The sequence below is a fragment of the Algorimicrobium bowmanii genome (assembly GCF_054031195.1).
On sequence record NZ_CM132929.1, the window covers coordinates 1,385,798 to 1,411,035 of the forward strand.

Here is a 25,238-nt window from a genome sequence, read left to right on the forward strand (position 1 = left end):
CTCAACCTGTTCTCTCGTGTTATGTTAAGAGAATTAACAATTTATTTGTATATTGTTTTTTAAATATTAACGTTATTAAAATTAAATTTATGAAAAAAATTACTTTTTTATTATTTACACTACTGCTTACAGTAGTTAGTTATGCGCAATGTACTTTTACCAGCAATTACCCTTGGGAAGCATTAGTATTGGAGAATTTTGGAGAATCAGAATCAGTTTCTACATGTAATTTCTTTGGAGAATATTCTGATGTACAAGGATTTATTTTAAGCGATGAATACATTTTTACTGCAGATACAGGTTATATAACTTTAGTTGATACTGCGGATGGAACAACAGTATTAGCTGCTGGACCTTCTCCGTTAACATGGGTTGCAAGTGTTGCAAATGTTTCAGTTCATTGGGCAGCCGATTCAGCTTGTTCAGCAGGTTCTGATTGTGTTGCTACTTCTGTTATGAATAACTCAGTTGCACCGCCAGAAGCTCCAGATTGTGCTTCAACACCTTTCCCAGCCGATGGAGCTGTAGACGTTCCTAATGGAAATATTACTTTTACATGGGTGGCACCTACTACAGGACCTGCACCAACTTCATATAATTTATATGCAGGTGAAACACCTACAGGTGATGATTATGGTTTAATAGGGAACTTTACAGAATTATCTGCTGCTATAACACTAACAGGAGATAATACGTTATTATATTGGGTTATTAAGCCAGTAAATGGTTTTGTAGAAGCAACAGGTTGTCCTGTTTGGAGTTTTACTACTGCTGCTGCTCCACCTGCACCAGATAATGATTTAGCTTCAGGAGCTTATAACTTGCCTGTAGGCGATACAGCTTGTGAAACAGTAGTTACAGGAGATACTACTTCTGCAACACTAGCTTTATCTGATGCTGCTAGTTGTGGAATTGCACCTGTTACTGATATTTGGTTTTCAGTTACTGTACCTAATACAGGTGAAGTTACAATAGAAACGAGTAATGGTGTTGGTGTATCAGATACAGTGTTAGCTGTGTATGAAGGAACACCTGCTTCATTAACAGAAGTAGCATGTAATGATGATTTTACTGGGTTGTTTTCTCAAGTTTCACTTACAGGAAGAACTGAAGGAGAAGTATTATATGTTAGAGTTTGGGATTACAGTAATGCAGTTGGTACTGTAGATGTTTGTGCATGGTCTCCAACAACTTTAAGTGTTGGAAGTTTTGATGAGCAGTTAAATGGTTTATCGTACTTTCCAAACCCAGTTACATCTAGTTTAACTTTACAAGCTTCACAAAATATTGAAAATGTATTAGTTTATAATATGTTAGGTCAAGAAGTTTTACGTGCAGAACCAAATGCTGTTTCAAGTGAAATTTCTATGAATTCATTACAAGATGGTGCTTATTTTGTTAAAGTAACCGTTAATGGTAATCAAGAAACTATTAGAATTATTAAAAAATAATTTTTTAACGAATAGTTTACATATATCGTAATTTAAAAACCACTCTTAAATGAGTGGTTTTTTTTGTGTTTAAAAGTGTTTTTAGTATTTCGTCGAAAAAAAATGTTTTTAATCGATTAGAAAACCTATTTGTATTTTTAAAGTTAATAAATAGTTAATTTAGGGCTTCTTAAACTAATTGTTAATTTTTTAATAATAAACATAATAAACATGAGAAAGACTACTTATTATTTATGTGTCATATTTTGTTTGGTTTTTACCACGCATGGCATGGCGCAAACTTTAAATCAAAATGCCAATTGGCCGAATGCCAATTGGACATTAACGGGTACTGATGCAGGTGAAACTGATACAAGTATATTGGAAGCAAACCCAACTATCGATGCGAATTTTGCTTTTGATGATGATGATGCAGGGGGTAGTGGAGACAATGATATTGCCGCAGAATCTCCAGTTATAGATTTAACAGCGGCACATACAGCAGGAGAAACATGGTTAACTGTTTCAGCAGATGTTGTATACAGATATTTAGATGATTTATTGGTTATACAATATTATGATGCTGATGCAAGTGCTTGGGTTAATTGGGGTATGGACCCTGTTCCTGGAACAAGTGGCGCTCCATTCGATGATTTCTGCTCTGGAACTTATGAGGCATATGAAACGGATGTTTTAAATATAGCAGGGTTTACAGCTACACAACTTTCAAATTTTAAGTATAGAATTTTTTATGATGATTCAGCATCAGGAGGATCAGGTTGGGAATATGGTTTTTGTTTTCAGTCGCCAACTATAGTTTCACAAACACCACCAGCGTGTCCAGCTCCTTTAGCACTTTCAGCAGGTAATTTCATGACTGATTCAGCGGAGTTAAGTTGGACAGAAGGAGGAACAGCAACTGCTTGGGACATAGAGTTGTTGGATGTTACTTCCGGTGAGGTTGTGTCGGGAACACCAACTGATAGTGGGGTTTCTAACCCATATGTGGCTACAGGTTTAGTTTCGGGTAATAATTATGAGTATTATGTACGTGCAGTGTGTTCTGAAACTTCTTTAAGTGAATGGTCAGGTCCTTTTGCTTTTATTCATATTGCAGCTCCAGCTAATGATGATTGTGATAGTCCTATAAGTTTAACTGTTAATGCTGATTTAGAATGTGGTACTGTAACTGCAGCGACTACGTTTGGTGCAACAGCATCATCTGAAGGTACTACTGGAGCATCTGGTACTCCAAACACCGATGTGTGGTTTTCTTTTGAGGCTACAAGTGTAGTTCATCGAGTTTCATTCTTAAATAGAACAAGTGCTGAAGGAAGTCCTAGTACTAGTATTGATATGGGGATGGTTATTTATGAGGCTAGTTCAGGTTGTGATAATTTAGTGTTTTTTGGAACAAGTGACCCAGAAGAATATAATGTATCTGGATTAACAGTTGGAAATACGTATTATGTGCGTGCATATGGTTGGAATTCATTAGTACAGTATATTAATTTTGATGTTTGTGTTGGAACTCCACCACCGCCACCAGCAAATGATGAGTGTATGAATGCAGTATCTATTACAGCATCTGCTGATGAGACCTGTACAAATTCAGTTTCAGGAACAACAGCATCTGCTACACTTTCTTCAGATTATGATTGTTCAAACTATTATAATGATGTATGGTATAAATTTACACCAACAACGACAGGAGAATTTAATGTAATTAGAACGTTAACTTCAGGAACAAGTTCTACATACTTATCTATTTACGAAGGTAGCTGTGGTTCTTTAACACGTATAAATAGTAGTTGTTACTCTACATCTTTAAGTGAAGATTTAGTAGCAGGAACACCATATTATATCTCTGTTGCAACATACAATTCAGGTGAAACATCATTTGATTTATGTGTGTACGCATCTCCAACATGTTACGTTCCAGACGATTTTACAGCTACTTTTGTAGCTCCAAACTCAGTTGATTTTACTTGGGAAGAGCCTAATGATGGAACAACACCTGTTTCTTATAACTGGGAAGTTGTGCCACAAGGTAATGCACAAGGTGCAGGCGTAATTGATAGTGGAAATGTACTTACTACATCAGCAACAGCAACGGGATTAACAGAAGGTGTATTATATGATTTATATGTTCAGTCAGATTGTGATTCAGGAGACTTAAGTTCTTGGGGTGGTCCTTATACTTTTAATGCGGGTTACTGCCTACCATCAGGGTCTAGTGATTTAAGTTATATTGACGGGTTTACTACAACAGGTGCTTATACCAATATTGATAATTCAGGTTCAGGTTTTGCAGCGGGTAATTATGGAAATTATTATGCAAGCCATTCAGTTGTTTTAGCAGCAGATCAGTCATTTGATTTTACAGTAGTAAGTGAAGGTGGTTCTGTTGGTTGTGCTATATGGATTGATTGGAATAACGATTTTGCTTTTGATGAAACTACCGAAACTGTATATAATACAACGGGTTATAATAGTGGTCCATTTGATGGTACTATAACTGTACCAGCAGGAACTGCTGATGGAGATTACGTTTTACGTGTTATGACCGATTGGAATGACTCTAATCCTTCAGATGATGCATGTGGATTAAATAATGGTAGAGGAGAAGTAGAAGATTATAAAGTAACTGTTGATGCATCTTTATCACGTGATACTTTTGCGCAATTAGCATTTGATTACTATCCAAACCCAGTAACTAACACACTAACATTAAAAGCACAACAAAACATTCAAGATGTTGCTGTATTTAATATGTTAGGTCAGAAAGTTTTAAGTAAAGTACCAAATACATTAACTAGCGAATTAGATATGTCTTCGTTACAGTCAGGTGCGTACTTTGTAAAGGTTATGGTAGCTAATAATACAGAAACAATTCGTATTGTTAAAAACTAAAAACAACCTTTAAATATTGATTTTTAAAAACCACTCTTTTGAGTGGTTTTTTTATGGGTTTAATTACATTTGTCTTATGGAATTACAGTTTTCGTTTATTATACCTGTATATAACAGGCCTGATGAGATTGATGAGCTTTTATTAAGCTTTCAAAATATGGATACCCAACAAGTTTTTGAAGTCGTTATTGTAGAGGACGGATCAACTATATCATCATCTGAGATAATTAAAAAATATCAGAACCATTTAGATATTACCTATCTTCAAAAAGAAAACTCAGGACCAGGCGATTCAAGAAACTATGGGATGAAGCGCGCTAAGGGGAACTATTTTATTATTTTAGATTCCGATTGTATTCTTCCTGCACATTATTTAACAGCTGTTAAAACCTATTTAAATACTAATTATGTGGATTGTTTTGGAGGTCCAGATGCTGCTCATGATAGTTTTACTAACCTGCAAAAAGCCATAAATTTCTCAATGACATCTTTTTTAACTACGGGAGGTATTCGTGGTAATAAAAAGCAATTAGATAAATTTCAACCACGAAGTTTTAATATGGGCTTATCTAAAGAAGCCTTTATTAAAACAAAAGGTTTCGGAAATATTCATCCAGGTGAAGATCCCGATTTAACGATTAGATTATGGAAAAATAATTTTAATACGGCACTTATAACAGATGCTTACGTTTATCATAAACGCCGTATATCTTGGTCTAAATTCTATACTCAGGTTTCTAAATTTGGGAAGGTAAGACCTATTTTAAATATTTGGCATCCCGAAACAAAAAAAATAACGTATTGGTTTCCTTCTGTTTTTATACTTGGTTTGGTTTTTGCTTTGATTTTTGCAGCTTTTAAACTATATTTTATTTTGGCATGTTACGGAATTTACTTTTTAACTCTTTTTGTAATCGCACTTATTAGTACGAGTAATCTGATAATTGCTTTTCAGTCTATATTTGCTACTATTGTGCAGTTTACAGGTTATGGATTTGGTTTTTTAAAATCTACTTTAAAATTAAAAATAAGCAATGAAAAACCTGAAACGTTATTTCCTAAATTATTCTTTAAAAATCCATGATGGGAACAATTAAAATTAACATAATAAAAGGCTTAAAAAACAAAAAAATCAATGTGTTCTTTTTGTTTTTAGTGATGTCGTTTGCTGTATTAATAATAATGAAACTGTCTAATACCTATACTAATACTATTGCCTTTAAAATAGATAAAAGAAATGTACCCGAAGATGCTGTTATTTATGATGACAGCTTAAATGAGTTACAAATTAGTTTAAAAACAACAGGATTTAATTTATTGAAATATTACTTTAACACACCTAAAGTAAAGGTTAATTTTAGTGAGAATATAACAAAAACTGAAACGAAATTTATATGGAATAAGCATTCAGCATTTTTAGATGTGCTTTCTCAGTTTGATGAACATATAGAGGTCGTAAATATAACACCCGATACATTAATTTTTAAATATGATGTAAATGCTATAAAGATGGTGCCAATAGAATTAAATAGCGACATAAATTATGCCATAGGATATGATGTTTTAGATGCTTTTAAATTAACACCCGATTCCATCAAAATTATAGGTCCTGAAGTATTAGTGTCTGCCATTGATTTTATAGAAACAGATACTTTAAAACTCAAAGGTGTCAAATCAGATTTTTCAACTAGTATTGGTTTAAAATTGCCAAATGCTAATCAGGAATTAAAGTTTTCTAATAGCCAAGTACAAGTAGAAGCCCAGGTTGCTAAATTTACGGAAGGGAAATTAAAAATTCCGGTAACAGTTGTTAATATACCAGAAGGTATTAATGTGAAATATTACCCAAAAAAAATTAATGTTTCTTACTATACAAGTTTGGCGAACTATAATTCTATTTCAGCATCTGATTTTGAAATTATTTGCGATTTTAATGAATTATCAAAAAATCAATCGTTTCTAATTCCTCGAATTACCAAACAACCAAGTGTTTTAAGGCATGTGAAATTAAATCAAGATCAAATCGAATATATTATAACAGAATGAAGATAGTAGGTTTAACAGGAGGTATTGGTAGCGGAAAAACTACAGTAGCAAAGCTTTTTGCTGAACTTGGAGTGCCCACGTATATTGCTGATGTAGAAGCAAAAAAACTAATGAATGCCTCTTCTGAAATTAGACTTAAAATCCAATGGTTGTTTGGTTCAGAAGCCTATAAAGATGGAGAACTTAATAGAACTTACTTAGCCAATGCTATTTTTAATGATAAAAGCTTACTTCAAAAAATGAATGCTATTGTGCATCCTAAAGTAGCGGAACATTTTAAATTATGGGCAAATATGCAGGAGTCAGCTTATGTTCTTAAAGAATCTGCTATATTATTTGAACATGGAGGTGAAAAGGATTGCCATTATACCATTTTGGTTACAGCTCCCGAAAAAGCACGAATACAACGTGTTACAAAGCGCGATAATAAAACAGCAGCAGAAGTTCAAGCTATTATTAATAATCAATTACCTGAATCTGAAAAACTTAAAAAAGCAACTTTTGTAATTGATAATATAGTATTAGCAGAAACTCAAAAAAATGTATTAGAAGTACATAATAAACTCTTAAAAGCTATACAAACATCTTAAATTTTAACATTTTTGTTAATGTAAGGTTAAATGATAAGATAGCTAAATGTTAAAATGTTAATTTTGAACGATGAGCAAAAGGTTATTCATCATATTAGTATTACTAATGAGCTTATCGCTTGTTGGTATTATATTTGTACAAGCTTACTATATAAATAACTCCATCAAAAATGAGGAGGATCAGTTTAATTTTAATGTAAAAAAAGCATTGAGTTATGCCTCCCGACAAATTGAAGAGAAGGAGATATATAGCTATTACAGCAAATATCAGACCCTAATTGATGAAAAGAAACAAGCGGATACAGTTGCTATTTCTAAATTATTTATTGTTTCTCAAATTAATGATACAAATGAAACGTTTGTATACAAAAGCGGTATTTTAGAAGAAAACCATAAATTATCTTCTTCGCTCTTTGACATCGGTTTAGATAGCTTAAATATTAAACGTATTATAGGTAGCTCGGAAGCCAAAGTTTATAGCAACCAGACAGCTATTGATAATGAGTTAAATACAAACCCGGTATTAAGTTTAATTAAATCCGGTCGTATTACAGCTGCAGAACGTCTTGATTTTGACGAAGCTTTTAAAGTGCTTAGTAGTCGTATTCCTATTCATAAACGTGTTAAGGAAGGGCAGATACACGATTTAATTTCAAGTATGCTTAAAGAAGATGATATAGATTTGGACTTTGAGTTTGCTATTTACAGTAATGATTTAGCAACAAAGGTTCAGAGTGATAACTTTGAAATGGAGCCTGGAACGTTTAGTATTTCGATTTTTAATAGTGAACAAGATACTAATAACTATAAATTACTAGTAAATTTTCCAACTCGAAATAAGTTTATACAGTCGTCTATCATTAGAATGACATTGTTATCTATCATTTTTACATCAATTATTATCATTGCTTATTCTAGTGCTCTGTTGCAACTATTTAGGCAACGTAAAATCTCTGAAATAAAATCGGATTTTATAAATAATATGACTCACGAGTTTAAAACACCTATAGCTACAATTAATTTAGCATTAGATGCCATTAAGAACCCTAAAGTTATTGATGATAAAGAACGTGTAGCACGATATTTGCAGATGATTCGTGATGAAAACAAACGGATGCATGCGCAGGTTGAAAATGTATTAAGAATATCTAAACTAGAAAAAAACGAATTAAATATTAGTAAAGATCGTGTAGAGTTGCATGAGTTAGTTCATGATGCTATTACGCATATAGAGTTAATAGTTGAAGATAGAAAAGGGTATATAAGAACACACCTTAATGCAGAACAAACTTCTGTATTGGCTAACGAAACACATTTTACAAACGTCATTGTTAATATATTAGATAATGCCGTTAAATATTCTCCAGAAGCACCCGAAATTGATGTTTATACCGAGAATGTTGGAACGAATATATTATTAAAAATTAAAGACCACGGTAGTGGTATGAGTAAAGCTGCTCAAAAACACGTGTTTGAAAAGTTTTATAGAGAACACACCGGAAATATACATAATGTTAAAGGACATGGATTAGGTTTAGCTTACGTTAAACGTATGGTTGAAGACCACCAAGGACATATATCATTAGAAAGTGAAAAAGACAAGGGAAGTACCTTTATAATAAAACTTCCATTAATCTCATAAATGTTATGACAGAACAAAACAAAAAAATATTATTGGTAGAAGATGATCCAAATTTCGGAACGATTTTAAAGGATTATTTAATCATGAATGATTACGAAGTTACACATGCTAAAAACGGTATGGAAGGCTTTGAGAAATTTAAAAAAGACGACTTTGATTTGTGTATTTTAGATGTCATGATGCCTTATAAAGATGGTTTTACTTTAGCCAAAGAAATTCGTGAAAAAAACAGCGAAGTGCCTATCGTTTTCCTTACAGCAAAAGCCATGAAGGAAGATGTTTTAAAAGGTTATAAAGTAGGAGCAGATGATTACTTAAATAAGCCTTTTGATAGTGAAGTTTTACTTATGAAAATTAAAGCTATCATGCAGCGTAAAGCAACGGAAACTGTAGCAGATAGTAAGCAATTTCAATTCAAAATAGGAAACTTTGAATTAAATTCTAAGTTACGATTTTTAACTTATGATGGAGGAGAACAAATTAAGTTATCACCTAAAGAAAACGAGTTATTACGTTTGTTAGCTTTACATGAAAACGATTTAATGCCTCGTGAGTTGGCATTAACTAAAATATGGCGTGATGATAATTATTTTACATCTCGTAGTATGGATGTATATATAGCAAAACTAAGAAAATACTTAAAGCTAGATGAAAAGGTTGAAATCCTAAATATTCATGGAGAAGGCTTTAGGTTAGTTGTAAATTCTGACTCAGAAGATTAATGCTTTTTATTATAAATTAAAAACCAGCTGAAAAGCTGGTTTTTTTATGAGTTTATTTCAGATTCAATAACAGAAATAATTGTTTTAATATCGGTTTCGTAATCAAACCAATGTGTGTTTTTATTTCTTTTAAACCATGTTAATTGGCGTTTTGCAAAACGTCGGCTATTTTTTTTAATTTCCGAAATGGCAAAATCTAAAGTCCATTCATTATCTAAATAATTAAAAATTTCTTTATACCCCACAGTGTTCAAAGCATTCAAGTGTGCTTTGCTTTTTAGTGATTTAACCTCGTCAAGTAAACCATTTTGCATCATGATATCTACCCGTTTGTTTATACGATAGTAAATAGTTTCACGTTCAGCAGTTAGTCCAATTGTAATAGTTTTAAAATTCCGATTTATCGCCTCCTTTTTTAAAAAAGAAGCATATGGTTTTCCACTACCTATACATATTTCTAAAGCTCTAATTACGCGTTGAGGATTGTCTAAAGCAATTGTTTTGTAGGTTGCAGGATCAAGATGTGCTAGTTGTTCTTGTAATACACCTAGACCTTCTGTTTCTAGTTTCTTATTTAAGGTTTCTCGTATTTGTGGATCCACTTTAGGAAAGTCATCTAGCCCGTTGCTAACAGCATCGACATATAAGCCTGATCCACCAACCATAATAACTATATCCTGATCTTTAAATAAATTAGTTAAGGTATTAATAGCATCTTTTTCAAATGCACCAACGTTATAAGGATCTTCTATAGACTTATGATGTATAAAGCGGTGTTTTGCTGCGTTTAATTCGGTTTTGCTAGGCGCAGCAGTACCAATTTGCATTTCTTTAAAAAACTGTCTGGAATCCGCTGAAATTATCTCAGTAGAAAAGTGCTGAGCTAACTTAATACTTAATGCGGTTTTTCCGATAGCAGTTGGACCTACAATGGAAATAAGGTAATTTTTACTCATATAAATATGTAACAGTTAATCAGAAGTTATATGCAAAGAATGTCCACATTTATAACAGAAATCAGCTTTATCTTTATGATTTTGAGCTAAACAGTAAGGACAAGATTGTGAGTTTAATTGTACATCATCGGGGTGTGGTGGTGCAGCTGGGTGAGGTTCTTTGTTGTTATTTCTATTGGTATTGTCCGTGCTATTGTCCGTGCTATTGGCTTTCGTATATTCGGCAGAAACGATGCCTGTAGGTACAGCTATAATGCCATATCCCAATACCATAATAATTGTTGCTATAAATTGACCAAGAGGTGTAATAGGGGCAATATCACCAAAGCCCACCGTAGTTAAGGTTACAATACACCAATAAATACTTTTAGGAATATTACTAAACCCGCTTGCTTCCCCTTCAACTAAATACATAATTGTGCCAAAAATTGTAGCCGCAATAATAACTGCAAATAAGAATACAAATATTTTAGCGCGGCTCGCTTTTATAGCAGAAGCTAAGTGGTTTGAAGCTCCTAAAAACCGTGCTAATTTTAAAATTCTAAATACTCGTAAAAGTCTTAAAGCTCGTAATGCAACAAGTGCATGCGTACCTGCAAAAACAAGGGATAAGTATTTAGGGAGTGTAGATAGTAAATCTATAATTCCATAAAAGCTTGTAATATATTTTATAGGCCTCTTAACGGTTATAATTCTTAAAAAATACTCAATGGTAAATAATATGGTAATAATCCATTCCGAAATATTAAGAAAACTATGATACTGTGCGTCTATACTCTTAACGCTTTCAAGCATAACAAGAACAATACTGGCAATGATTACGATAAGTAATACCACATCGAATAATTTACCTGCAGGTGTGTCTGCTTCATAAATTATTTCATGTAGTTTGGCTTGCCAATTTTTATAGAACTTGTTTTCCATTATTTAAAAATACTAAAAAGTTTATTTCAGGAGTTTAGTTTAATAATCTTAATTTTTTTGTTTTTTCGGAGATAGCTTTTAATTATATGTTGTGCATCCTTGTTATTCTCCATAGGTGTAATTAAGGACCTCAATACGTCTATATTTGTTATTTGATAGTTGAGGTTGAAGTAACCAATGCCTTTAAAGATACCGTTTTCAATTAAAATAGCACTACGTTCGTCAATTTCTCTAGCACGGTCAATAATCACCATATCTTGGTTATTATAGCTATTTTTATCTATGAGTTGTTCTATACGTTTGTTATAGCTTTCTGGTGATTCTTCTTGTATGCAAGCACCAGGACATTCTTTTATGTCATACTTGAAACAGTTATTCTTCGTAGCATATAATCCAACTAGTTTTTGGCATAATTGATAGGTTTCTACGGCGTTGAATAGAAAGCTTTTTGCGCTCTGTCTGTTGGTGAATGTGGTAATGGCTTTTTTACGGCCATCTGCTTTATCAATTGTTAGGTTAATATAGCCATTATCATCTTTAAAAGCATATAATGCATGAGTGAATACATTACGTCGTAAAGCCCTGTTAAATATAGGTTTGTTACGTTTTATTTCTTCACTTTCTTTTAATAATGCAACAAGTTCACTGCCGGTATGTTCGTAGGTAACTGCTGCTGCATAACGCTGTATTTTTTTTGATTTTGTAGCTGTATTTGTGAAATGCTGACTCATTCGGTTTTTAATGTTATTACTTTTACCGATGTAAATAATTTCACCAGCTTCGTTGTGTATGTAGTATACGCCTGTTACGTTAGGAAGCTCTTTAATAATGGTCTTTAAGTTAGCGGCTAACTCTTTTTTTGCTTCAAGCTGAATACTATCTTTAACAATAGTTTTTTCTAAATCTTTAGAAAGTAATATTTTAAACAACGAAACAGTAGCAAGAGCGTCGCCGTTAGCGCGGTGTCTATCACTTACAGGGATACCCAATGAACGGGCTAATTTTCCTAAGCTATAAGATGCTTCTCCTGGAATTAGTTTTTTTGATAATTCTACCGTACATAAAGTTTCTCGCTTAAAAGGAAATCCTAAACGGTTGAATTCTGTTTTTAAAATTCGGTAATCAAACTGAGAGTTATGTGCAACTATTATACAGTTTTCAGTTATTTCGACAATACGTTTGGCTACTTCATAAAATTTAGGTGCTGTTTTAAGCATCTTGCTGTTTATTCCTGTAAGATTAACAACAAAGGGTTGAATTTCACGCTCCGGGTTTATTAAACTAATAAATTGGTCAACAACTTTATGTCCATCAAATTTATAAATAGCTATTTCGGTTATACCTTCTTCATTAAATTTTCCTCCAGTAGTTTCTATGTCAAGAATTGCGTAAATAAGACCTTATTTTATAATGTTATACTAATAATTTCGTTTGCCAAATATACTACTTCCAACACGAACCATGTTACTTCCGCAATTTATTGCTATTTCGTAATCACCGCTCATACCCATGGAAATAGTCTCCATTTTTGGATGAATTTTTTTTAAGTCATTAAAAATAGTTTTTAACTTGGTAAATTCATCAATTATTTGACTTTCATTTTCTGTAAATGTCGCCATCCCCATAACGCCTGTTATACGAACATTTTCTAAGTCTTTAAAACTGTCCGATTGTAGCATGTTTGTTGCTTCGTCTGGAGTCATTCCAAATTTTGTTTCTTCTTTAGCTATTTTTATTTGTAGTAAACAGTCAATTGTTCGAGACTCTTTTGTCGCTTCTTTATTAATGGTTTTAAGTAGTTTAAAACTATCAACGCCATGAATTAGACTAACAAAATGTGCCATGTATTTCACTTTGTTTCGTTGCACATGTCCAATCATGTGCCAAGAAATATCCTTAGGTAGGGAGGCTTGCTTATCGGCCATTTCTTGAATTTTGTTTTCACCAAATACACGCTGACCTGCTTGGTAAGCTTCCATTATATCGCTATTTGGTTTTGTTTTGGAAACGGCAACTAGCGTTACATGATCTGGTAACGATTGTTTTATGGCTGTTAAGTTATCTTTTATTGACATATGGTGTTTGATTAATGGTATGTGTTGACTAACATTTTAGGTATTTGTATTGTAATTTTAAAATGTTAGATTTTTATTTTAAAATGAACGGACTGCTAATATTTGGTTTTTTTTGAAAATGACATAAATAGCACATTGGCATTAAAACTCGTAAATGGTTACGCCGCTTCGTAATTTAGGTTCTATAAACGTCGATTTTGGTGGCATTTTAAGGCCATCGTCTGCAATTTGCTTCATCTCTTTTATGGTTACAGGAACCATACCAAAACCAACTGCAAAATTGCCATTATCAACGTTGCTTTTTATGTTTACAATATCCTTTTTGCCATTAATGTACATGATACGCTTGTCGTTTCTTAAATCTTCAATTCCTAAAATAGGCTCTAAAATAGTTTTATATAAAATTTGAGCATCTAAAGCATCTAAAGAATTTGAAATATTTAAAGCGGATTTTCGAAGATATAAGGAATAAAATTCACCATCTAAATACATACTAAAATGATGTTTTTTACTAGGTTTATAAGGAATTGCTCCTCTGTTTTCTATACGGTAAACTGTATCTAATTGTATTAAAAAAGCTTCTTTACTAAGTCCGTTTAAATCTTTGATTAAGCGATTGAATTCATGGATCCGTAAATCAGACTCCGGAATTAGATAACTCATGAAATAGCTATATGGTTCTTGACCTTTATGATTGGGATTTAAAGCTTTTAGATCTTTATATAATAAAAAAGATGATGCCGAGCGATGATGACCATCTGCAATATATATATGCGGCATATTAGTAAATTCTGCTTGTATTTTAGCTACGAGTTCCGGATTGTCAACTGGCCATAAATAGTGAGTGTCTCTATAAGTAGTTGTGAATTCATATTCAGCACGCTCCTTTTGCTTGTCAGAAATAATTGTTTTAATTGTGGAATTGTCAGGGTAGGTTAAAAGCACTGGTTCGGCATTAAAACCAACTGTTTTTAAGTAATCCTTAAATATAACTTCTTTGTAGGCAATAGTGTCCTCGTGTTTTTTTATAACATTGTTTTCGTAATCAGAAGCACTTGTAGCTGCTATTATGCCATTAAATTCTTGATTTTCTCTATCTACAATGCGGTAGATATAATAAGAAGGCTGTTTGTCTTGAATGAAAATATTCTCTTCTTTAAACTCAGAATACCTGTTTTTAACCAACGAATAACGATCAGTACCTGAAATTTCTTTATCAAAACGATAGCCAGGATTTACAATATGTAGAAAAGAAAATGGGTTATCTCTTAATCGTGCTTCTAACTGATCTTTTGTATAACTCTGGTATGATCGTGCTGCTACTAGGCTAACTTTATCACGAGTAGGGCGTACTGCTTTGAAGGGAATAATATTGGCCATATAAAGGTATAATGTGTAACGGTTAGTTTACAAGAAACTAACCGTTAGCATTAATTTATTTTATTTAGTAAACTGGGCAGCAACCTGTTCAGCTTTACGACTCTGTGAGTAATCGTAAAAACCTTCACCAGATTTAACACCTAATTTACCTGCTCTTACCATATTTACTAATAGTGGGCATGGTGCGTATTTAGGGTTTTTAAATCCGTCATACATAACGTTTAAAATAGATAGGCAAACGTCTAACCCAATAAAATCGGCTAATTGTAATGGTCCCATAGGGTGTGCCATTCCTAGTTTCATTACTGTATCTATTTCTGAAACACCAGCAACGCCATTGTATAGCGTTTCGATGGATTCGTTTAGCATTGGCATTAAAATACGGTTAGCTACAAATCCTGGGTAATCATTTACTTCAGTAGGGATTTTACCTAATGTTTTAGAAAGTTCCATTATGGTATTAGTAACTTCATCGCTTGTGTTATAACCGCGAATTATTTCTACTAACTTCATAATAGGTACAGGGTTCATGAAATGCATACCTATTACTTGACTTGGTCTGTTTGTTACAGCTGCAATTTGTGTGATAGAAATTGAAGATGTGTTGGTAGCTAAAATAGTATCAGTATCACAAACGTCATCTAATTGCTTAAAAATCTTTAATTTTAAATCTATATTTTCTGTAGCAGCTTCAACTACTAAGCTTGTATTTTTTACGCCTTCTACCGTGTCTGTAAAAGTTGTAATATTCCCAAGTGTTTCTTGTTTTTTGGATTCTGTAATTTTTTCTTTGGAAACCATTCTATCTAAATTTTTAGAAATGGTAGCCATGCCTTTTTCTAAAGAGGCTTCACTAATATCAATTAATTGAACCTTAAAACCACTTTGGGCAAATGTATGTGCAATACCATTTCCCATGGTTCCAGCTCCTATTACTGCTATGTTTTTCATAAAAAATCTTTTTATTCCTCAAGAAAAAGGAATGTTGTTATTATAATTAAATCTGTCGCTTGAACAGGTTATTTAAATTGATTAATAATCATGGTTGCTACGCGCAAGGCTTCAGTGCCATCATGTAGGGTAACAATTGGTGTTGTGTTGTTCGTGATTGCATCTGCAAAAGTTTCTAACTCATCAAGAATGGCATTGTTCTCTGCTACCTCAGGATTGTCAAAATAAATTTGTTTTTTAACGCCTTCAGCATTTTGAAGAACCATATCAAAATCTCCAGGTGTTTCAGGAGCGTCTTTCATTTTAACGACCTCACATTTTTTCTCTAAGAAATCGACAGAGATATAAGCATCTCGCTGAAAGAATCTAGATTTACGCATGTTTTTTAGTGAAATACGACTAGCGGTTAGATTTGCTACACAGCCATTTTCAAACTCAATTCTAGCATTGGCAATATCTGGAGTATCACTAATTACAGATACACCACTAGCTGATACCTGTTTAACTTTAGATTTTACGACACTTAAAATAATGTCTATATCATGAATCATTAAATCTAAAACAACAGGAACATCTGTACCACGCGGATTAAACTCTGCTAACCGGTGTGTTTCAATAAACATGGGGTTTTCAATTTTATCCTTAACAGCTGTAAATGCTGGATTAAAACGTTCAACATGACCTACTTGTCCACGGATATTGTGTTGGGCTAGTAGTTTTCGGATATCTTCAGCTTCTTCAACGGTATTTGTTATTGGTTTTTCAATAAAAATATGTTTGCCTTGAGCAATAGCTTTTTTTGCACAATCATAATGCGAAAGAGTTGGCGTAACAATGTCTACCATATCTACAGCAGCTATTAATGCCTCTATAGTATTAAAGTATTTATAGCCAAATTCAGCTTCTACTTTTTTAGCATTGGCTTCATCAGCATCATAAAACCCAATGAGGTCGTATTTTTCAGATTGATTTAATAATCGTAGATGGATTTTTCCTAAATGGCCTGCGCCTAAAACACCAGCTTTTATCATTTTTTTATTGTTTTGAACAAAAATAAGGTTTTCACTATTTATTTCTGTGAAAATTGACATAAAAAATGCGGATTTTAAAATGTGAATAAGTTACCAACTTTTAATTTTACCTCGTGAAATGTTTGTGTAATTTTAAGGTTTTATAAAACGGTTATTTTGAAAGATACATTTAGGCATCAAGGCATGCGCCAGAAGTTAGTTCAGGTTGTTAAAGATAAGGGTATTACAGATAGTAATGTCTTAAAAGCTATTGGTAAAATACCAAGACATTTATTTATGGATTCTAGCTTTTTAGATCATGCTTACCAGGATAAAGCTTTTCCTATAGCTGCTGATCAAACTATTTCGCAACCTTTTACCGTAGCTTTTCAGTCGGAATTGCTTCAGGTAGAAAAGGGTGATAAGGTATTAGAAATTGGTACAGGAAGCGGATATCAAACAGCGGTATTATGCGAGCTAGGTGCTCAGGTTTATAGTATAGAACGACAGCACGAACTTTTTAAAAAAACCAGTAAGTTTTTACCGAAATTAGGATACCGTACTAAAAAATTAATTTTTGGTGATGGTTATATTGGGCTTAAAGAAGAAGCGCCTTTTAAAGGTATTATAGTAACAGCAGGAGCTCCTTTTGTTCCTAGTCCTTTGTTAAGTCAATTAGCTATTGGTGGGCGTCTTGTTATTCCAGTTGGAGATAATGTGCAAACAATGACTTTATTTATTAGAAATAGTGCTAAAGATTTTGAAAAGCATGAATTTGGAGAATTTCGTTTTGTGCCGCTGTTAGAAAATAAAAACTAGTCTTTTTTCTGTTTTATAGTTAATGCAACATATATAAGAGGAGCAAAGGTTAAAATGGCTATTATGCTCATTAATAAATAGTTTGAGGTTTTGCTGATGTATGCTGTTTCGTTTAAACTTACTTGAATAATTTCAAATGAAATTATAGCAAATAGTAATGCTATGCCAATATTGACAAACTGTAGCATCTTAATGGCTTCTCTGTAGTATTTATGCGCATTCTCAAGGGTTATTTTTACAGGGTAATTAAAAATATGCGGAAACTTGTTTAAGTAGCTTATTCCGTAGGCAACGGCAAACCCAATAATATTTAAAACCCAAATACTATTTTTGGCTCCGTAGCGTGTTATTTTTCCTGAATGGTTAAAGTGCATAGGAATCTGTTCAGGTAAATTCCCGTAATTAATTATTGTGTAAATAAAAGAGGTTAGGAGGATTACGTAAGTTAAAACCTCAAGAATTACATTAGAAGGTGTCTTTTTAAATGTGATTTTGGGTCTGTCCTCGTAAAACATAATAGCGGAAATAATTAATCAGGTAAATAGTCTCTAGGTATTGGTTGTAGACGTGATTCCTGCATCCAATATACGTTTATAATCCACCAGCGTAAGCCATCGTTTAAGAGTTGTATACTTTTAATGCCTCGCATTGCGGGATAGGGGTCATGATTACTGTGGTAAACTTCAAATGTACTGAATACATGCGCTATATTACCGTAAACATCCATCTTCCTATAAATCTCTTTTTCAATATATCCGTTCTCTTTTAGCCATTCATCAGATATAGATTGGTATTCGTCAGCAGTCATATATTTTGCTAGCTGATTACCATCTAGACTTTTTCCGGTTGCTATTAGTTTGGCATTAGGGTAAAATAAATATTCAAAATCGGCCCAATTACGTTCATAACCTTTTTTGCCAGAATTAACATCGTATAGCTCGTTGATAATAGCGTCAATACTTCCCACCTTTTTAGCGTTGGGATTAAGTAATATATCAGTATTTATTTGTGCGTTTAGGGCAGCGGCTGTAGTTAGAAAAATAAAGGTGAATAAAAACTTTTTCATGGTAATTAGAAGCTTTTTTTAATACGATCTAAACGGACTTTGTTGTCGCGATCTTTAATAGTTTCGCGTTTGTCAAATAATTTTTTACCACGAGCTAAAGCAATATCTAATTTTGCATAACCTTTATCATTAATAAATAAGCGCAGCGGTATTATTGTTAACCCTGTATTTTGAACTTCTTTTAAAAGTTTTTTCAGTTCGCGTTTATTTAATAAAAGCTTTCTAGAAGCTTTTGGTTTGTGGTTGTAATAGGTGCCGTATAAATATTCTTCAATGGTCATGTTTATAACAAATAACTCGCCATTTTCATTAAACTCACAAAAACTTTCAGCTATAGAGGCTTTACTGTTTCGAATTGATTTTATTTCAGTTCCAGTAAGTACAATACCTGCAGTGTATTTGTCAAGAATTTCATACTGAAATCTTGCTTTTTTATTCTTTATATTTATGGTCTTTTGCATATAGGTCAAAGGTAATTAAATTATGATTGTTTTCTGAATATATCTTGTAAGTATTCATTAGATTTACGACAGATTATAGAAAATTATATCGATATGAAATTTGTTAGTACCCTATTTTTAGTTTTGTTTTTAGTGAGTTGTCAAACAGATAAAAAACAGTTGACAGCAGATGAAATTGTGGCAAAATCAATAGAAGTTTCAGGGGGTGATAAAATGAATACATCTTCGTATGCTTTTGAGTTTAGAGGTAAGAATTACCTTGCTGATCGTTATTATGGTAAGTTTTCATTTGTAAGGGAGTTTACACAAGATTCCGTAGGTTTTATTCAGGATTATTTAGGTAATGAAGGTTTTGAGCGGTATATAAATAATGAGCAAGTTGTGTTGGCAGATTCAACTGCAGAGAAGTTGAGTGCATCTGTAAATTCAGTTCATTATTTTGCTGTTTTACCTCATGGTTTAGATGCTGAGGCTGTTAATAAAGAGTTATTAGGGGAAGTGAAGATTAAGGATGTCCCTTTTTATAAAATAAAAGTTACATTCAGTGAAGACGGTGGTGGAGAAGATTTTGAGGATGTATTTGTTTACTGGATTAATAAGCTTACTTATAAAGTGGATTATTTAGCTTATTCGTATGAAGAGGAATCAGGTATTGGTTATCGTTTTCGAGAAGCTTATAATGAGCGTTATGTTGGAGGTTTACGGTTTGTAGATTATAATAATTATAAGCCGGAAATAACAACAGGAATATCTGTTACGGATTTAGATGATTTATTTGAAACGGATCAGCTTGCATTATTGTCTAAAATTAAGCTAGAGAACATTACAGAAGGGAAACGTTAAAAGCGTATCCGTTATTTTGTTTTCAGAAATTTGCAACATGTATAAGTTTCCATTGTTGCTATCTTCTATATTTTTGTATTTGTGTTTCCCTAAAAATAAGTTTACAAATTTAGGTGTGGTATCACTATGTCCTACAATTAAGATTGTTTGTCCTGCATTATCTTTTAGAATTTTATCGGCATTTAAGGAATTCGGGTTATAAAACTCAATAGCTACATTGTTTTTAAGAGCTGTAGGTTGTGCTGTTTGTATGGTTCTTTTATAGTCTGTTGTGTAAACAGCGTCAAAGGTGATATGTTTAAAAATATCACTCCAATTATTGGCTCTATTTTGTCCAATGCTTGTTAGGTGTGGGTTTTTGTTTTCAGGATTACTACGGTCTTTTTCGGCATGACGTATAAAGTATATAGTGGTAATGCTAGTGTTAGTGGGTGCTTCTTGGCATCCTGAAACAGATAATAAACTAACGAGGACAAAAGCAAATATTAATCTCATGTGTTTTTGTTTTAAGCAAGTTCTAAAGCGAGTGTAATCATATCTTTAAAAGTGGTTTCGCGCTCTTTACTTGTCGTGCGTTCACCTGTGACTAAAGAATCTGATATAGTTAGTATAGAAAGTGCATTTACTTGATGTTTTGCGGCTATTGTGTATAAACCAGAGGTTTCCATTTCAACACATAACACGCCAAAGCTTGCCCATTTTTTATAGGCTGTATCATCGTCATTGTAAAATGTGTCGGATGTTAAAACGTTACCTGCTTTTAGGGTAATGTTTTTTGCTTTTGAAATGCTTAAGGCTTTTTCAAATAAACAAAAACTAGCCGTTGGGGCGTAATTAGCGCCATGAAAACGGAGGTTGTTTACACCGGAATTAGAAGATGCTGCCATTGCTAAAACAATATCTCGGACCTGAATGTGTTTTTGATATGAACCTGCACTTCCAACGCGAATAAGATTTTTAACACCGTAAACTGTTATTAACTCTTCACTATAAATAGAAATACTAGGAACCCCCATGCCTGTCCCCATTACTGAAATTGGTTTACCTTTATAGGTTCCGGTATAACCAAGCATACCGCGTACTTTATTGAAGCATTTAGGGTTTTCAAAAAAAGTGTCCGCTATCCATTTTGCTCGGAGAGGGTCTCCAGGCAATAAAATAGTTTCAGCTATGTCTCCTTTTTTAGCTTCGATATGTACACTCATAATAAGGCTTATTTAGTTGTTTTTTCTAATTCTTCCATAATGGAAACGCTTGATGAAGTGCCAATTCTGTCAACGCCTAAGTCGATATACTTTTTAGCAACTTCTAAGGATCTGATTCCACCAGAAGCTTTTATTTTAGCTTCGTCTTTAATTGTTTTTCTAATCATTTTTACCGCTGTAAGTGTTGCGCCACCTGAAGAAAAACCAGTTGAAGTTTTTATAAAATCGGCTTTAGCATCAAGACATATTTGGCAAGCTTTGATAATTTCGTTTTTAGATAATTCGCTAATTTCTAAAATAACTTTTAGGGGTTTGCTGCCAATGGCAACCTTTACATCGCGTATGTCTGTATAAACATTTACATAGTTTTTACTTTTAAGCATGCCTATGTTTAATACCATGTCAATTTCATCAGCACCATCTTCTACGGCTTTTTTAGCTTCGAAAACTTTTGTTTCGGTAGTTGAAGCGCCTAGGGGAAAGCCAACTACGGTACAGATTTTTACATTAGTTGTGTTTAATAGTTGTTTTGCAAGTGGGACATAAAAAGGGTTAATACAAACACTAAAAAAACGGTATTTTTTTGCTTCGTCACAAAGCGTTTTAATTTCGTTTTGCGTTGTGGCTGCTTTTAGCAGCGTGTGGTCTATATAGTTATTAATTGTCATATAGTTGTTATGGAGGTTAAGTGTAACAAAAATACGACTAAATGCGGTTATGTGGGCTAAAATGCTGTTTTTTTTAACATTTTAGTTATTTTTTTAATGGCTGATTTATTTTTGGAAGCGATATTGTGTTTGCTTTAAATAAAAATGAAGTAGCAATTGTCGTGTAATATACCTGAATAAAAAAAGGAATTGGTTAATTTAACAGATCGTGGATCCAATTGATGGCAGCGTTTAGGTTGTCGAATATTTCGTAAGGCTTATCGTAGAAACTGCGTTCAAATTCGGCATTATTTTTCATAGTTTGATTTTCGGGAATGATAGCCATTGCAATTATATTGGGAATTTTTTCAATTTCAACATAAATAAATGGGTCTACTGAGTATGAATTAATCCGATTTGATATGTAGCCTATTTTTGTTTCAGAGAAGTGTTCTTGAATGATCTTGTTTAAATCTTTCTGGTGGTTCCTAGTTATTTCCATGCCTTCGCGAATTTGACAAACTAAAAATTCGTCAAAAACAAAAATTTCTGCTTCCGGTAAATCGTAATAATGAAAAACACTCATGGCAATTAATATAGTGATTTAAAATATAATTATGCTGTAATATTAGTGGTTTCTTTTTAAAAGAACATAATGAATGAGGATAAAAAGTAAAAAGCAACGTAATTCCTTAAAGAAAGATTACGTTGCTTTTTTTTTTTTGTTAATTTATTTCTCCTGTAATTATACTTTTGATTCGTTGCTAATCAGGTCTTTTTGATTTCTGAAAACCAATTTATCATCAAAAGCATCTAATAGAATAATACTGTCTGTTGTAACAGCGCCTGATAGGATTTCTTTACTCAAGGCATTTAGGACTTCTTTTTGTATAACTCGTTTTACGGGTCTGGCACCATATTCTGGGTTGTAACCTTTTTTTGCTAAATAGTTTATAGCTTCAGTTGTGGCGTCAAAAGTAATGCCTTGTTTGCCTATTATTTTAGTTAAACCTTTTAATTGGAGATTAACAATTTCTGTGATATTCTCGTGTGTTAAAGGTGTAAACATAATCGTATCATCAATTCTGTTTAAAAACTCTGGTCTAACAGATTGTTTTAGTAGGCCAAGAACTTCAATTTTCGCCATTTCCATAGCGGCATCAACATTCTTGGTTGCTTCAAATTTATCTTGAATTATTTGGCTTCCCATATTTGAGGTCATGATGATAATCGTGTTTTTGAAATCGGCTAAACGACCTTTGTTATCGGTTAGGTGGCCTTCATCTAATACTTGTAATAAAATATTAAAAGTATCTGGGTGGGCTTTTTCAATTTCGTCTAATAAAACCACAGAATAAGGTTTACGTCTTACGGCCTCGGTTAACTGACCGCCTTCATCGTAGCCTACGTATCCTGGAGGAGCACCAACTAATCTGCTTACCGCATGACGTTCTTGGTATTCACTCATATCAATTCGCGTCATAGCATTTTCATCATCAAATAAATATTCGGCAAGCGCTTTTGCTAACTCTGTTTTACCTACACCTGTAGTTCCTAAAAATAAGAAGGTTCCAATAGGTTTGTCTGGATTTTGCAGTCCAGCTCGGCTACGTCTTACGGCATCACTAATAGCTGTAATGGCTTCTTCTTGCCCTACAACACGCTTGTGAAGTTCGTCTTCTAGTTTTAGTAACTTTTCACGTTCACTTTGTAGCATTTTAGTTACAGGTATTCCTGTCCATTTGGCTACTACTTCTGCAATGTCATCATAGGTTACTTCCTCCTTAATTAAAGAGTTTTCGCTTTTGTTTTCTAAAAGTTCTTTTTGTAGTGTTTCTAAACGTTCTTGAGCTTCTTTAATTTTTCCATAGCGTATTTCTGCTACTTTACCATAATCGCCGTCACGCTCGGCACGTTCTGCTTCAAGTTTAAAATCTTCAATGTCTGATTTGGCAATTTGAATATTATCTACAACTTCTTTTTCGCTTTTCCATTTTGCGTTAATTTCGTTGCGTTCTTCTTTTAGGTTTGCTAAATCTGAACGTAGGGATTTTAGTTTTACCTCGTCTTTTTCACGCTTTATAGCTTCAATTTCAATTTCTAATTGCATGATTTTACGATCAAGAACGTCTAGCTCCTCTGGTTTAGAGTTGATTTCCATTCGTAGTTTAGAAGCAGCTTCATCCATTAAATCGATAGCTTTATCTGGTAAAAAACGATTCGTTATATAGCGTTCCGAAAGTTCAACGGCGCCAATGATAGCTTCATCTTTTATGCGAACCTTGTGGTGTGTTTCATATTTTTCTTTAATTCCACGAAGGATGGAAATGGCGCTTTCTGTATCGGGTTCGTCAACGATTACTTTTTGAAAACGGCGTTCTAAAGCTTTGTCTTTTTCAAAGTATTTTTGATATTCATCTAAAGTTGTTGCTCCAATTGCGCGAAGTTCGCCACGTGCTAAAGCGGGTTTTAAAATGTTTGCCGCATCCATAGCGCCTTGTCCGCCACCAGCACCAACAAGTGTGTGTATTTCATCAATAAACAGTACAATGTCTCCTTCACTTGTGGTTACTTCTTTAACAACGGCTTTTAAGCGTTCTTCAAATTCACCTTTGTATTTGGCTCCGGCAATTAAGGCGCCCATGTCTAGAGCGAATATTTGCTTGTCTATTAGGTTTTCAGGAATGTCACCATCAACAATTCTGTGAGCTAAGCCCTCTGCAATAGCGGTTTTACCGGTTCCTGGTTCACCAACAAGTATGGGGTTGTTTTTAGTTCTACGTGATAGAATTTGAAGTATTCTTCTAATTTCTTCATCACGACCTATCACCGGGTCTAATTTTCCGTCTTTAGCTAATTGGTTTAGGTTTTTAGCGTATTTGTTTAAAGAGTTATAGGTTTCTTCTTGACTTTGTGAAGTAACACGGTCACCTTGACGTAATTCGTCGATTGCAGACTTTAAGTGTTTTTCAGTGACCCCTTGATCTTTTAACATTTGTGCAATTTTGCTATTCGATTTAAAAATGGCGATAATTAAGTGTTCGATAGAAACAAACTCATCGTTCATTTTCTTAGCAATATTTGCAGCTTCGTTTAATGATTTTCCAGCTTCTCTAGAAAGCATAATATCGCCTCCTGATACTTTTGGAAAACTATCAAGTTGTTTGTCTAATGTTTGTTGTAAAATAGAAGCGTTAACATTTAATTTTTTTAATAAAAATGGTAATACATTTTCGTCTACATTAAAAAGTGCTTTAAAAATGTGCTCGTTTTCTATTTGTTGGTGTTCAAAGCCTTGTGCTAGCTGCTGCGCTTGCTGGATGGCTTCTTGTGATTTTATGGTATAATTGTTAAAATTCATAATATTATATTAATCCGTTAGGATGTTTTTGTTTGTTATTATTGTTGTGTATGCTAGCTAATAGTCAATTATCTTACCAATATGAAATAGGAGTCAAAATGACACTTTTAGCTTAAATACGGCTGACTTTTTGTCTTGTTGTAAGATTGTTGAGGTGCTTTCGACTACCTTTAAAAATACGAATTTTATAAAAAAAG

At 33.2% G+C, this 25,238-nt stretch carries 24 protein-coding genes; 9 read left to right on the top strand and 15 right to left on the bottom strand.

The annotated features are described in order from the left end of the window. Positions 1-89: 89 nt before the first annotated feature. The 7 genes from ACW5R3_RS06110 to ACW5R3_RS06140 all read left to right on the top strand — a co-directional run bounded on the left by ACW5R3_RS06110 (position 90) and on the right by ACW5R3_RS06140 (position 9,343). Positions 90-1,451: a T9SS type A sorting domain-containing protein gene (locus tag ACW5R3_RS06110; protein WP_456578707.1), complete on the top strand. Its 1,362-nt coding sequence runs from the start codon at positions 90-92 to the stop codon at positions 1,449-1,451. 210 nt (positions 1,452-1,661) lie between these two features. After that, positions 1,662-4,343, top strand: a complete 2,682-nt coding sequence (locus ACW5R3_RS06115) for a GEVED domain-containing protein (RefSeq protein WP_456578708.1) — start codon at positions 1,662-1,664, stop codon at positions 4,341-4,343. Positions 4,344-4,419: 76 nt separating this feature from the next. Further along, entirely contained in the window at positions 4,420-5,427 is a 1,008-nt protein-coding gene (locus ACW5R3_RS06120) for a glycosyltransferase (RefSeq protein ID WP_456578709.1), read from the top strand. A 98-nt stretch (positions 5,428-5,525) separates the two neighbouring features. Then, positions 5,526-6,389 (top strand): CdaR family protein, encoded by an 864-nt coding sequence (locus tag ACW5R3_RS06125; protein WP_456578710.1) that lies wholly within the window; start codon positions 5,526-5,528, stop codon positions 6,387-6,389. After that, entirely contained in the window at positions 6,386-6,979 is a 594-nt protein-coding gene (gene coaE / locus ACW5R3_RS06130; protein WP_456578711.1) for a dephospho-CoA kinase, read from the top strand. The genes ACW5R3_RS06125 and coaE overlap by 4 nt, the downstream gene beginning before the upstream one ends. 70 nt (positions 6,980-7,049) lie before the next feature. Beyond that, the gene (locus ACW5R3_RS06135; RefSeq protein WP_456578712.1) at positions 7,050-8,621 is read left to right on the top strand and encodes a sensor histidine kinase; all 1,572 of its coding nucleotides are present in this window, start codon (positions 7,050-7,052) and stop codon (positions 8,619-8,621) included. Positions 8,622-8,626: 5 nt separating this feature from the next. Next, positions 8,627-9,343 carry a response regulator transcription factor gene (locus tag ACW5R3_RS06140; protein ID WP_456578713.1) on the top strand — a complete coding sequence of 239 codons (717 nt, stop codon included), beginning with the start codon at positions 8,627-8,629 and terminating at the stop codon, positions 9,341-9,343. A gap of 44 nt (positions 9,344-9,387) precedes the next feature. Here the strand turns inward: ACW5R3_RS06140 and miaA are convergent, their stop codons facing one another. The 7 genes from miaA to ACW5R3_RS06175 all read right to left on the bottom strand — a co-directional run bounded on the left by miaA (position 9,388) and on the right by ACW5R3_RS06175 (position 16,660). Next, on the bottom strand, positions 9,388-10,299 hold the full coding sequence (gene miaA, locus ACW5R3_RS06145) for a tRNA (adenosine(37)-N6)-dimethylallyltransferase MiaA (protein ID WP_456578714.1): 912 nt from the start codon (positions 10,297-10,299) through the stop codon (positions 9,388-9,390). A 15-nt stretch (positions 10,300-10,314) separates the two neighbouring features. Then, a complete protein-coding gene (locus ACW5R3_RS06150) occupies positions 10,315-11,223 on the bottom strand; it encodes an ion transporter (protein WP_456578715.1) in 909 nt (302 codons plus the stop codon). A gap of 26 nt (positions 11,224-11,249) precedes the next feature. After that, entirely contained in the window at positions 11,250-12,617 is a 1,368-nt protein-coding gene (locus tag ACW5R3_RS06155) for an exonuclease domain-containing protein (protein WP_456578815.1), read from the bottom strand. Between the two features lie 24 nt (positions 12,618-12,641). After that, positions 12,642-13,298 carry a YggS family pyridoxal phosphate-dependent enzyme gene (locus ACW5R3_RS06160; protein ID WP_456578716.1) on the bottom strand — a complete coding sequence of 219 codons (657 nt, stop codon included), beginning with the start codon at positions 13,296-13,298 and terminating at the stop codon, positions 12,642-12,644. Positions 13,299-13,439: 141 nt separating this feature from the next. Continuing rightward, entirely contained in the window at positions 13,440-14,678 is a 1,239-nt protein-coding gene (locus tag ACW5R3_RS06165) for a DUF1015 domain-containing protein (protein WP_456578717.1), read from the bottom strand. Between the two features lie 60 nt (positions 14,679-14,738). After that, positions 14,739-15,629, bottom strand: coding sequence for a 3-hydroxyacyl-CoA dehydrogenase family protein (locus tag ACW5R3_RS06170; protein WP_456578718.1), 891 nt, complete (start codon positions 15,627-15,629; stop codon positions 14,739-14,741). A 68-nt stretch (positions 15,630-15,697) separates the two neighbouring features. Further along, positions 15,698-16,660 carry a Gfo/Idh/MocA family protein gene (locus ACW5R3_RS06175; protein WP_456578816.1) on the bottom strand — a complete coding sequence of 321 codons (963 nt, stop codon included), beginning with the start codon at positions 16,658-16,660 and terminating at the stop codon, positions 15,698-15,700. 156 nt (positions 16,661-16,816) lie between these two features. On the opposite strand from ACW5R3_RS06175, the gene ACW5R3_RS06180 reads away from it, so the two are divergent. Beyond that, positions 16,817-17,458: a protein-L-isoaspartate(D-aspartate) O-methyltransferase gene (locus ACW5R3_RS06180; protein WP_456578719.1), complete on the top strand. Its 642-nt coding sequence runs from the start codon at positions 16,817-16,819 to the stop codon at positions 17,456-17,458. Here the strand turns inward: ACW5R3_RS06180 and ACW5R3_RS06185 are convergent. From ACW5R3_RS06185 to smpB, 3 genes are read right to left on the bottom strand one after another with little or no spacing between them, the layout of a single operon-like run. Continuing rightward, positions 17,455-17,973, bottom strand: a complete 519-nt coding sequence (locus ACW5R3_RS06185; protein WP_456578720.1) for a DUF1648 domain-containing protein — start codon at positions 17,971-17,973, stop codon at positions 17,455-17,457. The genes ACW5R3_RS06180 and ACW5R3_RS06185 overlap by 4 nt on opposite strands. A 14-nt stretch (positions 17,974-17,987) precedes the next feature. Continuing rightward, on the bottom strand, positions 17,988-18,524 hold the full coding sequence (locus ACW5R3_RS06190) for a hypothetical protein (protein ID WP_456578721.1): 537 nt from the start codon (positions 18,522-18,524) through the stop codon (positions 17,988-17,990). 5 nt (positions 18,525-18,529) lie between these two features. After that, positions 18,530-18,985 (bottom strand): SsrA-binding protein SmpB, encoded by a 456-nt coding sequence (gene smpB, locus ACW5R3_RS06195; RefSeq protein ID WP_456578722.1) that lies wholly within the window; start codon positions 18,983-18,985, stop codon positions 18,530-18,532. A 93-nt stretch (positions 18,986-19,078) separates the two neighbouring features. Here smpB and ACW5R3_RS06200 point away from each other — a divergent pair, with 93 nt between their 5' ends. Beyond that, positions 19,079-19,828 (top strand): DUF6503 family protein, encoded by a 750-nt coding sequence (locus tag ACW5R3_RS06200; protein WP_456578723.1) that lies wholly within the window; start codon positions 19,079-19,081, stop codon positions 19,826-19,828. Here ACW5R3_RS06200 and ACW5R3_RS06205 read toward each other — a convergent pair. The 5 genes from ACW5R3_RS06205 to clpB all read right to left on the bottom strand — a co-directional run bounded on the left by ACW5R3_RS06205 (position 19,799) and on the right by clpB (position 25,041). Further along, the gene (locus tag ACW5R3_RS06205) at positions 19,799-20,323 is read right to left on the bottom strand and encodes a phosphoglycerate mutase family protein (RefSeq protein WP_456578724.1); all 525 of its coding nucleotides are present in this window, start codon (positions 20,321-20,323) and stop codon (positions 19,799-19,801) included. The genes ACW5R3_RS06200 and ACW5R3_RS06205 overlap by 30 nt on opposite strands. Before the next feature lie 11 nt (positions 20,324-20,334). Further along, positions 20,335-21,033 carry a purine-nucleoside phosphorylase gene (gene deoD, locus ACW5R3_RS06210; RefSeq protein WP_456578725.1) on the bottom strand — a complete coding sequence of 233 codons (699 nt, stop codon included), beginning with the start codon at positions 21,031-21,033 and terminating at the stop codon, positions 20,335-20,337. Positions 21,034-21,041: 8 nt separating this feature from the next. Next, positions 21,042-21,701 carry a deoxyribose-phosphate aldolase gene (gene deoC / locus ACW5R3_RS06215; protein WP_456578726.1) on the bottom strand — a complete coding sequence of 220 codons (660 nt, stop codon included), beginning with the start codon at positions 21,699-21,701 and terminating at the stop codon, positions 21,042-21,044. Positions 21,702-21,894: 193 nt separating this feature from the next. Continuing rightward, positions 21,895-22,266, bottom strand: coding sequence for a hypothetical protein (locus tag ACW5R3_RS06220; protein ID WP_456578727.1), 372 nt, complete (start codon positions 22,264-22,266; stop codon positions 21,895-21,897). A 159-nt stretch (positions 22,267-22,425) separates the two neighbouring features. After that, positions 22,426-25,041, bottom strand: a complete 2,616-nt coding sequence (gene clpB, locus ACW5R3_RS06225; RefSeq protein ID WP_456578728.1) for an ATP-dependent chaperone ClpB — start codon at positions 25,039-25,041, stop codon at positions 22,426-22,428. Between the last annotated feature and the right edge of the window lie 197 nt (positions 25,042-25,238).